Raw genomic sequence first — 11,762 nt, 5'->3', positions numbered from 1 at the left:
CGCTCCTGTTCTTCGTCAGATAGCCCGCTATCTTCCTCATCACAGAAGCGAAAATGCCTCAAAAACTCATCCCAAATCATCGCACGATAAATTCAAAACAGCTTCTCAAAATAGTTTCTTATGTATCTCCATGCATTAATTAACCAATTGTTTTTCGTACCTTTGCACCCGATTTAGAAACTAAACGAAACGACATGTGGTTATTATTAGCATTCTGCTCGGCGGCATTGCTGGGCTTTTATGACGTGTTCAAAAAGAAATCGTTGAACGGGAATGCGGTGCTCCCCGTACTGGCGCTGAACACGCTGTTCTCCAGCCTCATCTTCATCCCCTTCATCCTTGTGTCCAGGTTCTGTCCGTCGGCATTGCAGGACACGATATTTTTCGTACCCGAAACGGGAGGCTGGGAAGTGCACAAATACATTGTGCTGAAATCGGTAATTGTACTTTCATCGTGGACCTTCGGCTATTTCGGAATGAAGCACCTGCCCCTTACCATCGTAGGGCCGATTAACGCCACACGCCCTGTAATGACCCTGGTGGGCGCATTGCTCATCTTCGGCGAGCGGCTGAACCTGTACCAGTGGATTGGTGTGCTGCTGGCGGTGGTATCGTTTTTCATGCTAAGCCGCTCGGGCAAGAAAGAAGGCATCAGCTTCGAACACAACCGCTGGGTGTGGTTCGTGGTGCTTGCCGCCTTGCTGGGAGCTATCAGCGGCCTGTACGACAAATACCTGATGGGAATGTTCAACAACATGGTGGTGCAGGCTTGGTATAACATTTACCAGCTCTTCATGATGGGGGCGGTGCTGATGTTCCTGTGGCTTCCGAAACGCAAGACCACTACTCCTTTCCACTGGGACTGGTGCATCCCGCTGATTTCCCTCTTCCTCTCGGCGGCAGACTTCGTATATTTCTATGCCTTAGGAATGGACGACTCGATGATTTCCATCGTGTCGATGGTGCGGCGGGGAAGCGTGGTGGTATCGTTCCTCTTCGGTGCCATGGTGTTCCGCGAAAAGAACCTGCGGAGCAAGGCGGTCGATCTCGCACTGGTGCTTCTCGGCATGTTCTTCCTGTATCTGGGGAGCCGGTAGGATTCTCTTTATAGGAAAATTTAAACAGGCTCTACATACATCCGTGTAAAAGTCTGATTTCTGAAGCAGGAAAAAGGTAGCTTGCCGCTCCGTTTTCCTGCTTTAAGTTCCGGTAAGAAACATTTTTTCGCAAAAAAACAAGCAGTTTGTTTGCTGATTTGAGAAAAAGCATTACCTTTGCAACCGCAAAACAAAACAACGATTGTTGCGGAAATAGCTCAGTTGGTAGAGCACAACCTTGCCAAGGTTGGGGTCGCGAGTTCGAGTCTCGTTTTCCGCTCTATAGTAATAATGCCCAGGTGGCGGAATGGTAGACGCGCACGTTTCAGGTGCGTGTGTCGAGAGGCATGCAGGTTCGAGTCCTGTTCTGGGCACGTTCTTTTTAAGTTTGTTTATCGGAGAGATGGCGGAATTGGTAGACGCGCTACTTTGAGGGGGTAGTGACATTATGTCGTGGGAGTTCGAGTCTCCTTCTCTTCACGCGTTGTTGCGGAAATAGCTCAGTTGGTAGAGCACAACCTTGCCAAGGTTGGGGTCGCGAGTTCGAGTCTCGTTTTCCGCTCCACAGTAATGATGCCCAGGTGGCGGAATGGTAGACGCGCACGTTTCAGGTGCGTGTGTCGAGAGGCATGCAGGTTCGAGTCCTGTTCTGGGCACATCATTGCGGAAATAGCTCAGTTGGTAGAGCACAACCTTGCCAAGGTTGGGGTCGCGAGTTCGAGTCTCGTTTTCCGCTCACGTTAGTTATTTTGGGTTTCATTGCGGCAATAGCTCAGTTGGTAGAGCACGACCTTGCCAAGGTCGGGGTCGCGAGTTCGAGTCTCGTTTGCCGCTCGTAAGGAGAGATTGGGTTATCCCAGTCTCTCATTTCGTTTTTTATGTCTTAAGAGCCAGATATGGGTTCATCTGACCTCTTTCAGCTTTTCTTCCAATTGAAGAGCTGATATACCCAATTTAATAGCTTGCTCGTAGGCCTGACGTGCCTGGTGTTTCTTCTTTTGGCGGACATAAATGTCGCCCATCATCACATATACGTCAGCGTCATTCGGGTCAAGCTTTGCCGCAGCCTCAAGATCCAGCAAGGCCATATCGGTAAATTCCTGCTCCAGTTCCACATTGGCACGCATTTTCAAGAGTGATGCATCCTGCGGATATTCTTCCACCAACAGATTCAGGCGGTCACGGGCTGCAATGAACTTTCCTTCCTTCTGGTCAAGCATGGCAAGCCCGATACGGGCAGGCTTGTTTTTCGCATCCTTGCCCAATAAGACATTATAGTCGATACGCGCCTCCTTATACTGATGACGCTGCATGTAGATATAGGCGCGGAACAGGCGTGCTTCCTTCTCTTCGGGAATAAGGTCGATGACGTTGCAATAGTCAATGTATGCTTTTTCGAGCAAGCCTTTATCCAGATACAATGCCGCACGGTTCAGAAGGATAGCCGTAGCGTATGGCGTGATATTCAACGCCATGGTATAGGCTTCGATGGCTTCGTCCGCCTTTCCCTGACGCTTCAAGACCGTGCCGAGGTTGGAAAAAAGCAAGGCGTTGCGGGCATTCTTAGGGTCGAGCTTCAAGGCTTCGCGGAAAAGCTGTTCGGCACGCGCCAAACTGTCCTTCTGTGCACAAGCCATCGCTTCTTCCACCAGCTCGTTATAGTTTTGGGCATACAGTCCGAACGAGCACAGGCAGACACACGCTATGATAATCAGTCTTCGCATAAAACAAATGTTTACTTTCACCACAGATTACACAGATTTAATCTTTAAAATTATTAACTGAAAAAATCTGTGTAATCTGTGGTGAAAAAATCAAGCTTCTTTAATATAATTCACAATCCATGCGCCAACTTCTTTTGTACCATACTTGGCACCGCCTTCTGCCTGGATTTCGGGCGTACGCACGCAAGCATCCAGCGAAGCGTCTACGGCACGGCGTATCAGGGCACCCTCTTCCTTACAATCGAAGTATTCGAACAGCATTGCCACGGAAAGGATTTGCGCCAACGGATTGGCTATGTTCAACCCCTTAGCCTGCGGCCACGAACCGTGAATGGGTTCGAACACCGGCGTGCTTTCGCCAGTAGAAGCGGACGGGAGCAAGCCCATGGAGCCGCTGATGCAAGAACCTTCATCGGTCAGGATATCGCCGAACGTATTCTCGGTCACCATGACATCGAAGAACTTCGGTTCCTGAATCATGCGCATTGCCGCATTGTCGACATACATATAGTCGGTGGTTACTTCGGGGTATTGAGGAGCCATCTCCTGGGCTATCTGACGCCACAAGCGTGACGATGCAAGCACATTCGCCTTATCGACTACCGTCAGGTGCTTGCGGCGCTTCATGGCATACTCAAAACCTACCTTCAGGATACGTTCGATTTCGGGACGGGTATAATAATTGGTGTCATACGCCTTATCGTTGTCCTGGTATTTCTCGCCGAAATACATGCCTCCGGTCAGCTCGCGGATGCAAAGGAAATCGGCACCGTCCACCAGTTCGGCACGCAAAGGAGACTTGTGCAACAAACATTTGAAGGTCTGCACCGGACGGATATTGGCAAACAGTCCCAGCTTCTTGCGCATGGCAAGCAAGCCCTGCTCGGGACGTACCTTTGCCGTAGGGTCATTATCGAACTTGGGGTCGCCCACCGCCGAGAACAATACGGCATCGGCATCCTTGCATACCTGATAGGTTTCTTCCGGGAACGGGTCGCCCACCTTATCAATGGCATCTGCACCGCAGATAGCGTATTCGTAACTTACTTTATGTCCAAACTTCTCACAAACAGCCGTCATGACATCGACACCCTGAACAGAGATTTCAGGCCCGATGCCGTCACCGGCTAATACTGCAATTTTAAATTCCATAGGTCTTCTTTTTTAGGTAACCAGGAAACCAGGTACCAGGTGACCAGGTTTAATATAGCATTTACAAAACTATTCAAGACCTAGTCAACTAGTACCTGGTACCTTGTCAACTGATTGTTATTCTTCAATTATATTCAACATTTTAATGGTCGCTTTGATTGCCGCTTCCGTCTGGTCGGCATCCAAACCGCGGGTACGGAACTCACGGTCCTCGTAATTCCACGTGATGACGGTCTGCACAAAGGCATCGGTACGTCCGCCGGGGGGGATGGTCACGGCATAATTGGTCAGCATCGGAAACTTGCGCTGCAACGTACCCTTATATATCTTGCGCAAGGCACGCACGAAAGCATCATACTGACCGTCGCCCGATGAACTTTCCTGATACACCTTGCCGTTGATTTCGATGCTGAGCGTAGCCATCGGCTTCAATCCTTGAGCAAGGGTGACGAAATAGCTCAACAGTTTCACCTTATTTTGCGCTCCGTCGTGTTTCAGCACATCACTGATGATATAGGGCAAATCTTCCTGTGTCACCAGTTCTTTCCGGTCGCCCAATTCGATGATACGTTCGGTCACTTTCCGCATCGAATCTTCGTCCAGTTCCAAGCCCAGGCTTTCCAGGTTCTTGCGGATATTCGCCTTGCCCGAAGTCTTTCCCAAAGCATACTCGCGTACCCTGCCGAAACGTTCGGGAAGCAAATCGTTGCAATACAGGTTATTCTTATTATCCCCGTCGGCATGCACGCCCGCTACCTGCGTGAAAACACTTTCGCCCACTATCGGCTTATTGGCAGGAATACTCATGCCCGAATACGACTCGACCACCCGACTCACATCGTTCAGACGGCTTTCATCGATATTGGTCACGGCATGGAAATGATCTTTCAAAATCGCCTGCACACTGGCAAGGGGAGCATTGCCCGCCCGTTCGCCCAAACCGTTGATGGTGGTATGAAGTCCTTTCACCCCACTCAGCACAGCCGCCAGCACGTTGCTCACGGCAAGGTCGTAATCGTTGTGCGCATGAAAATCGAAGTGCAGGTCGGGATAACGTTTCTTCATCTTCCGCATATACTCAATGACCTGCAGCGGATTGAGAATGCCCAACGTATCGGGCAACATGAACCGACGGATACCGCAATCCTTTAAGCCGTCGACCAGCCCAAAGACATAAGCAGGCGAATCTTTCATGCCATTGCTCCAGTCCTCCAAGTACACGTTGACATCCAAATCCCGTTCGTGCGCATACGATACCACCGCCCGTATGTCCTCGATATGCTCGTCAAGAGTCTTCTTCAGCTGGTACGTGCAATGCTTCTCCGAGCCTTTCGTAAGCAAGTTAATGACCCTGCATCCAGCATCGTGAATCCAGTCGACCGACACGTGGCCGTCGACAAAACCCAACACTTCGACCCGCGGAAGCATGTTCCGCCGCGCCGCCCAGTCGCATATCATCCTTACCGCATTGAATTCCCCTTCAGACACCCGTGCCGAAGCGACTTCCACACGATCGACTTTCAAGTCTTCAAGCAGTAAGCGGGCAATCATTAATTTTTCATGGGGCACGAACGACACGCCATTGGTCTGCTCGCCATCGCGGAGCGTGGTGTCCATGATTTCTATTCTCGGATGATTTTCCATAAAACTTTTTTTACTCACCACAGATTACACAGATTTAATCTTTTATAAATGTCCGCATTTAGCCGGCAAGGAGTTAAGAAGCCAATACTTCTGTGCTATTGGCATTTAACTCCTGCCGAAGACATAACTCCCTTCTAACTCCTTTTATCTATGAGGATATTCATTAATCTTTATCAATATTAATTATAAACAGAAAAAATCTGCGTAATCTGTGGTGAAAAATATAACGTGTTATCTGTGTTCTTCCTCGTAAGCCTCGATTTTATCCTTGTTTTCTACAAGGAAATCGATGTCGTCCAGCCCGTTCATCAGACAATGCTTCTTATAGGCATTGATTTCGAAGGTTTCCGACTTGCCTGTCGCCTTGTTGGTAATGGTCTGGGCAGGAAGGTTTACTTCTACTTCCGTCTTCGGGTCGGCAAAGATAGAGTCGAACAGTTCTTTCAGGAACCCTTCGCTTACCACCACCGGAAGCACGAAATTATTCAATTCGTTATTCTTGTGGATATCGGCAAAGAAACTGGATACTACTACACGGAAGCCGTAACCGGCAATCGCCCACGCCGCATGTTCGCGGCTGGAACCACTTCCGAAGTTCTTGCCTGCCACCAGGATTTGCCCGCCATATGTCGGATTGTTCAACACAAAGTCTTTGTTCAGCGAACCGTCCGGATTGTATCTCCAATCGCGGAACAGGTTATCACCAAAGAATTTTTCATCGCGTGTAGTGGCCTTCAGGAAACGTGCCGGTATAATCTGGTCGGTATCTACATTTTCGAGCGGTAAAGGCACACAAGTGCTGGTAATTATATCAAATTTCTGTTTCATAATAATTTAATGTGACAATGTGGAAATAAACAATGTGCTAATTAATAATGAGCCAATTAATAATAGGCTAAATTACTTGTCTTTATTGTTTATCTCCACAGTCTTTTTACTTGTTGTGATTATACTTGTTAGCAACTTTTGAATCTCGTGAATCTGCACTAATAAACTTTCCTCAAAAGGATAACTGTCTGCGTATTTGCAAAGCAACAACCAATATTTTGTTTCTTCGGCTTCTTTAGCGGCAATTTTCAACTTATGGATAAAATCAATTTTACTTTCACTATTTTGTGCTTCGGATACGTTGGCTCCTATCGAGGTTCCACACCGCAACAATTGATTTGCTATTGCATATTTCCGTTCCGATTCTAATCGTTCTGAAAATGCAATAACCTGCAAAGCAAAATCGAAACTCAAATCCACAATTCTATTTCCAGTCACCCGTTTCATTAGAATATTATTAGTGCATTAAACACATTCTTCATTAGCACATTAACAAATTATTTATTAGCACATTAGACTCCGTGGATCTGTTATCACTCCCGTTACAGCTGCGGCGGCTGCGGTCAGCGGACTTGCCAACAACGTGCGTGAGCCAGGACCTTGACGGCCTTCGAAATTACGGTTGCTGGTAGATACGGCATATTTGCCTGCGGGAATCTTGTCATCGTTCATCGCCAGACAAGCCGAACATCCCGGCTGACGGATAGCAAAGCCTGCTTCCTCAAGCACTTTATCCAACCCCTCTTCACGAATTTGCGCATCTACCATCCACGAACCCGGCACAAGCCAAGCAGTAATGTTCTCCGCTTTCTTACGCCCTTTCACGATAGATGCAAAAGCACGGAAGTCTTCGATACGACCGTTGGTGCAAGCGCCGAGGAACACGTAATCGACTTTCTTGCCCAACAAAGACTCGCCCGGCTGGAAGCCCATATAATGCATCGATTTCTCGAACGAACCTTTCTCTACCTCGCTCATGCCTTCGGTGGTAGGGATATGGTCCGTAATCGCCATGCCCATACCCGGATTGGTTCCGTAGGTAATCATCGGCTGGATATCGGCGGCATCGTAACGCACTTCTTTGTCGAACACGGCATCTTCATCGCTCTTCAACGTCTTCCAGTACGCCACAGCCTTGTCCCAATCTGCTCCCTTCGGCGCATATTCACGTCCTTTGATGTATTCGAAAGTCACTTCATCGGGAGCAATCATACCGCCACGGGCACCCATTTCGATAGATAAGTTACACAAAGTAAGACGTCCCTCCATCGTCAGGCTACGGATAGCCTCGCCGGCATATTCCACAAAATAACCGGTCGCGCCGCTGGTCGTCATTTTCGACATCATATAAAGGGCTACGTCCTTGGCAGTCACTCCTTTTCCCAATTTGCCGTCAATGGTAATGCGCATGGTCTTCGGACGTGCCTGCAAGATGCATTGAGAAGCCATTACCATTTCCACCTCGCTGGTGCCGATACCGAAGGCAACCGCTCCCATCGCACCGTGTGTAGAAGTATGCGAATCGCCACAGACAATCGTCATGCCTGGCAATGTCAGTCCCCGTTCGGGACCCACCACGTGAATAATGCCGTTCCGCTTGTCCATCATACCGAAGTGAGTCAATCCGAAATCGGCGGCATTCTTTGCCAATGCATCCACTTGCGCCTTCGAAACCGGATCCTCGATGGGCTTGTCCTGGTCGTGTGTCGGCGTATTATGGTCGGGCATGCAATAAATCCGTTCCGGACGGAAGCATTTCAATCCCCGCGCCCGCATGCCGGCAAATGCCTGCGGACTGGTCACTTCGTGACAATAAAGGCGGTCGATGTACAATTGCGTGGGACCGTCTTCCACTTTCTGCACCACGTGTGCATCCCAAATCTTATCAAATAAAGTATTAGCCATACGTTTCAAATGTTATCTCGTTCCGTTATTTTCTGAATTTATTAATGCAGTCGATATACGCTTCCACTGAAGCCGCGATGATATCGGTATTGGCACCAAAGCCATAATACATCTGTCCGTCGTATTCCACTTGCATGTGTACCTTACCCACATCGTCGCTCCCTTTACTGATTGCCTGAATGGTGAACTCTTTCAAGGTCATCTGACGTTTGATAATCTGTTTCACCGCCTTAATGGCAGCATCCACCGGCCCGTTACCGGTAGCGGCGGCCTCGAAATGCTCGCCCGAGATATTCAAGCCCAGGCTTGCCACCGAACGCACGCCGACACCACTGGTCACCTGCAAGTATTCCAGCTTGATGTGATGATTCACATTGCGGTCGGCACCTGCAATCACCAGAATATCGTCATCGGTAATATCCTTCTTCTTGTCGGCAAGTTTCAGGAAATCCTCATACACCTTGTCCAGCTTCTCCTGATTCATTTCCACACCCAGCACATGCAAACGATGCTTCAATGCCGCACGTCCGCTCCGGGCAGTCAGTACAATCGCATTATCATCGATTCCCACGTCTTTCGGGTTAATGATTTCGTACGTCTGCACGTTCTTCAGCACACCGTCCTGATGGATACCTGAAGAGTGTGCAAAGGCATTCCGCCCCACAATCGCCTTGTTAGGCTGCACGGGCATGTTCATCAGGCTGGAAACCATACGGCTGGTAGGATAAATCTTCTGGGTATTGATGTTGGTATCAATGTTCAGATGCTTGTGGCAACGCAAAATCATTGCCACTTCTTCGAGCGCTGTATTGCCGGCACGTTCTCCGATACCGTCGATGGTCACTTCCACCTGACGGGCTCCGTTCAGCACACCGCTGATGGTATTGGCTGTAGCCATTCCCAAATCGTTGTGGCAGTGGGTAGAAATGACAGCTTTGTCAATACCGTCCACGTGGTCGACTAAATACTTGATTTTAGCCCCATACTCATCCGGCAGGCAATACCCCGTAGTATCGGGAATGTTCACCACCGTGGCTCCCGCCTTAATAACCGCTTCAACCACCCGTGCCAAGTATTCATTGTCGGTACGTCCGGCATCTTCGGCATAAAACTCCACATCGTCTACATAGCGGCGGGCATATTTCACGGCAGCCACCGCACGCTCGATGATTTCTTCACGCGTGGAGTTGAACTTGTACTTGATATGCGAGTCGGAAGTGCCTATACCCGTATGAATACGTTTATGCTTGGCATACTTCAAAGCTTCGGCTGCCACGTCAATATCTTTCTGCACGGCACGAGTCAACGCACAAATGGTAGGCCACGTAACCGCTTTTGATATCTCAATCACCGAATTAAAATCACCCGGACTGGAAACCGGGAATCCGGCTTCAATCACATCCACACCCAACGCTTCCAACTGTTTTGCCACCTGAATCTTTTCAACCGTATTCAACTGGCATCCGGGAACCTGTTCCCCGTCGCGCAAGGTCGTGTCAAAAATAAACAATCTTTCACTCATAGCATTTATTATCTTTAATCGTCATTCAAACAAAAAGCCTTTCGCACATAGAAGTGGGAAAGGCTTTACATATATCTTGTACCGTTATACATTTACGCACGCGCCTTGCTTCCCACTGGCTTCACCAATAGAATAATCAAACCGCATAGCAAAATATGTATAAACAATGCATTCATCTGTTTCTTTTTTTATTTTACGGATGCAAAGGTAGACATTATTTCGATAAAACAAAATAGAATGAAAGTTTTTTATCAAATTCAGCAACAATTTTACACATTTAAGCCTACTTTAAGCGCAATTCATACAGACAAGCATCCAATTCTTTGCTACTTCCCATGTGCTTTCCCATATCATCAGACAGTTTCACACATTCGCGCCACTCTTGGTTTACATTCATCTTGCAACGCGACAACTTCATCACGATATTAGAAGGAGTATAGCCTGTATCATTAGTCAGATTCGTTCCGATGCCAAAAGAACAACGAATTTTCCCCTGGCAATATTCAAAAATATGAAGCGCTTTCTCAAAATCCAGCGCATTGCTGAAAATAATGGTTTTCGTAGTAGGGTCAATCCCCAATTCCTTATACCGGGCAATCAGATGTTCTACAAACTCAAACTCGTCCCCGGAATCACACCGTACCCCATCGAACAGCTTGGCTTGCTTGCGGCTGAAATTCGAAAGGAAAGCATCTGACGTATATGTGTCCGACAAAGCTGTACCCAAATCGCCGTCATACACATTTACCCAATTCTCCAAAGCCATATAATTGGCATGCTTGTAACCGAATTGCGCACCATGAAACATAAACCATTCGTGCGGATGGGTCCCCATCGGAAGCAGGTTGTATTTCATGGCAAGAAAACAATTGGAAGTTCCCGTACAGTAGCGGGCATGTTCTTTCAAATAGGCAACGACTGTTTCATGTACATCAAACGAAAAACGGCGGCGGGTGCCAAATTCAGAAAAAGGCATGTGATGCGTATTAGACAAGCTGACTTTTCCAGACAAACGGGCTATGATGTCCTGACGGTCCGGTATACGGTTTAAGAACTGATTCTTTATTTCTGAAATAATCGCCAGCAAAGGCACTTCATACAACGTTACCTTATATAATAAGTCCGTAACTTCCATGTGTAAATGGCGTTCTTCGTCCAAATACACATGAATCTTATCCGGATCAAAACGAAAGGAAAAAAGCCATTCCCAATATACCCGGGGCAAGAACCGGCAATGCGAACACATGTACTCTAATTCTTCCTTACGCAAAGACACCAAAGCAAGATTATGAATCTCATTCTTCAAGGCATTCAAGAAACCCTCTGTGTATTCCGTATCATCGCGATCCTTGAAACTAAACGTTCCCATCGCATACGGAAACAATTTAATATAAGCATACGAGGTGGTAAACTTATACAAATCTGTATCCAAAACTGTCTTTATAACCATAACTTCCAATTTGGCATAAAGATACAATTTATTTCATTGTTCCGCAAGTTCACCTTAAATATTATATAGCCGATCTGAAATAAAAAAGAAATGCATAATCTCAAAAAGAGAAAGGGATCCTCCCACGGACATCAGACCGGGGAAGGATCCCAAAACGGCGGCTACCTACTCTCCCACTGTTACGCAGTACCATCGGCGTGACGAAGCTTAACTTCTCTGTTCGGAATGGGAAGAGGTGGAACCTTCGTGCCATAGCCACCTTAATGCCATGAAGGAAAAGTGACCTGCGACAGGCAACCAACAAACTATACAATAAACACGCCGCGAAAGTCTCGGGCAATTAGTAATGCTCGGCTGTGGTGTCTCCACCTATACACCTGCATCCTATCAACGTCATCGTCTATGACGGCCCTCAGGGAAATCTAATCTTGCGGAAGGCT

At 47.8% G+C, this 11,762-nt stretch carries 9 protein-coding genes, 7 tRNA genes and 2 rRNA genes; 8 read left to right on the top strand and 10 right to left on the bottom strand.

What is annotated here, in order from left to right:
* Window positions 1-194: 194 nt before the first annotated feature.
* The 8 genes from B5F78_RS14445 to B5F78_RS14410 all read left to right on the top strand — a co-directional run bounded on the left by B5F78_RS14445 (window position 195) and on the right by B5F78_RS14410 (window position 1,931).
* A complete protein-coding gene (locus B5F78_RS14445) occupies window positions 195-1,097 on the top strand; it encodes a DMT family transporter (RefSeq protein WP_022039217.1) in 903 nt (300 codons plus the stop codon).
* A gap of 207 nt (window positions 1,098-1,304) precedes the next feature.
* Window positions 1,305-1,377: transfer RNA gene (locus B5F78_RS14440), tRNA-Gly, on the top strand.
* Between the two features lie 13 nt (window positions 1,378-1,390).
* Window positions 1,391-1,471 (top strand) — tRNA-Leu (locus B5F78_RS14435).
* A gap of 23 nt (window positions 1,472-1,494) precedes the next feature.
* Window positions 1,495-1,577: transfer RNA gene (locus B5F78_RS14430), tRNA-Leu, on the top strand.
* Window positions 1,578-1,586: 9 nt separating this feature from the next.
* A tRNA-Gly gene (locus B5F78_RS14425) sits at window positions 1,587-1,662 on the top strand.
* A gap of 10 nt (window positions 1,663-1,672) precedes the next feature.
* Window positions 1,673-1,753 (top strand) — tRNA-Leu (locus B5F78_RS14420).
* A gap of 7 nt (window positions 1,754-1,760) precedes the next feature.
* Window positions 1,761-1,833 (top strand) — tRNA-Gly (locus tag B5F78_RS14415).
* Window positions 1,834-1,858: 25 nt separating this feature from the next.
* Window positions 1,859-1,931, top strand: a tRNA-Gly gene (locus tag B5F78_RS14410).
* Between the two features lie 68 nt (window positions 1,932-1,999).
* Here the strand turns inward: B5F78_RS14410 and B5F78_RS14405 are convergent.
* The 10 genes from B5F78_RS14405 to B5F78_RS14360 form a co-directional block, all read right to left on the bottom strand.
* On the bottom strand, window positions 2,000-2,821 hold the full coding sequence (locus B5F78_RS14405; protein ID WP_087407042.1) for a tetratricopeptide repeat protein: 822 nt from the start codon (window positions 2,819-2,821) through the stop codon (window positions 2,000-2,002).
* 90 nt (window positions 2,822-2,911) lie between these two features.
* Entirely contained in the window at window positions 2,912-3,973 is a 1,062-nt protein-coding gene (gene leuB, locus B5F78_RS14400; protein ID WP_013618801.1) for a 3-isopropylmalate dehydrogenase, read from the bottom strand.
* A gap of 117 nt (window positions 3,974-4,090) precedes the next feature.
* On the bottom strand, window positions 4,091-5,617 hold the full coding sequence (locus tag B5F78_RS14395; RefSeq protein ID WP_013618800.1) for an alpha-isopropylmalate synthase regulatory domain-containing protein: 1,527 nt from the start codon (window positions 5,615-5,617) through the stop codon (window positions 4,091-4,093).
* 231 nt (window positions 5,618-5,848) lie between these two features.
* The gene (gene leuD / locus B5F78_RS14390; protein WP_013618799.1) at window positions 5,849-6,445 is read right to left on the bottom strand and encodes a 3-isopropylmalate dehydratase small subunit; all 597 of its coding nucleotides are present in this window, start codon (window positions 6,443-6,445) and stop codon (window positions 5,849-5,851) included.
* A 72-nt stretch (window positions 6,446-6,517) separates the two neighbouring features.
* Window positions 6,518-6,892 carry a four helix bundle protein gene (locus tag B5F78_RS14385; protein WP_022039219.1) on the bottom strand — a complete coding sequence of 125 codons (375 nt, stop codon included), beginning with the start codon at window positions 6,890-6,892 and terminating at the stop codon, window positions 6,518-6,520.
* Between the two features lie 57 nt (window positions 6,893-6,949).
* Window positions 6,950-8,350 (bottom strand): 3-isopropylmalate dehydratase large subunit, encoded by a 1,401-nt coding sequence (gene leuC / locus B5F78_RS14380; protein WP_087407041.1) that lies wholly within the window; start codon window positions 8,348-8,350, stop codon window positions 6,950-6,952.
* Between the two features lie 25 nt (window positions 8,351-8,375).
* Entirely contained in the window at window positions 8,376-9,872 is a 1,497-nt protein-coding gene (locus B5F78_RS14375) for a 2-isopropylmalate synthase (protein WP_013618797.1), read from the bottom strand.
* A gap of 283 nt (window positions 9,873-10,155) precedes the next feature.
* A complete protein-coding gene (gene pncB, locus B5F78_RS14370; protein ID WP_013618796.1) occupies window positions 10,156-11,322 on the bottom strand; it encodes a nicotinate phosphoribosyltransferase in 1,167 nt (388 codons plus the stop codon).
* Between the two features lie 152 nt (window positions 11,323-11,474).
* Window positions 11,475-11,585, bottom strand: a 5S ribosomal RNA gene (rrf, locus tag B5F78_RS14365).
* A gap of 57 nt (window positions 11,586-11,642) precedes the next feature.
* Window positions 11,643-11,762: ribosomal RNA gene (locus B5F78_RS14360) — 23S ribosomal RNA — on the bottom strand; the annotation flags it as partial.

Origin of the sequence: Bacteroides sp. An279 (assembly GCF_002159615.1) — a bacterium.
In the GTDB taxonomy this organism is placed as follows: domain Bacteria; phylum Bacteroidota; class Bacteroidia; order Bacteroidales; family Bacteroidaceae; genus Phocaeicola; species Phocaeicola intestinalis.
This window is presented reverse-complemented; position numbering and strand designations above follow the sequence as displayed.

What these genes read in the sequence shown, in the direction of transcription:
- B5F78_RS14405 (WP_087407042.1), bottom strand. Translation starts at nt 2,821, where the DNA reads ATGCGAAGACTGATTATCATAGCGTGTGTCTGCCTGTGCTCGTTCGGA.
- leuD (WP_013618799.1), bottom strand. Translation starts at nt 6,445, where the DNA reads ATGAAACAGAAATTTGATATAATTACCAGCACTTGTGTGCCTTTACCG.
- B5F78_RS14385 (WP_022039219.1), bottom strand. Translation starts at nt 6,892, where the DNA reads ATGAAACGGGTGACTGGAAATAGAATTGTGGATTTGAGTTTCGATTTT.
- B5F78_RS14445 (WP_022039217.1), top strand. Translation starts at nt 195, where the DNA reads ATGTGGTTATTATTAGCATTCTGCTCGGCGGCATTGCTGGGCTTTTAT.
- leuB (WP_013618801.1), bottom strand. Translation starts at nt 3,973, where the DNA reads ATGGAATTTAAAATTGCAGTATTAGCCGGTGACGGCATCGGGCCTGAA.
- B5F78_RS14375 (WP_013618797.1), bottom strand. Translation starts at nt 9,872, where the DNA reads ATGAGTGAAAGATTGTTTATTTTTGACACGACCTTGCGCGACGGGGAA.
- pncB (WP_013618796.1), bottom strand. Translation starts at nt 11,322, where the DNA reads ATGGTTATAAAGACAGTTTTGGATACAGATTTGTATAAGTTTACCACC.
- B5F78_RS14395 (WP_013618800.1), bottom strand. Translation starts at nt 5,617, where the DNA reads ATGGAAAATCATCCGAGAATAGAAATCATGGACACCACGCTCCGCGAT.
- leuC (WP_087407041.1), bottom strand. Translation starts at nt 8,350, where the DNA reads ATGGCTAATACTTTATTTGATAAGATTTGGGATGCACACGTGGTGCAG.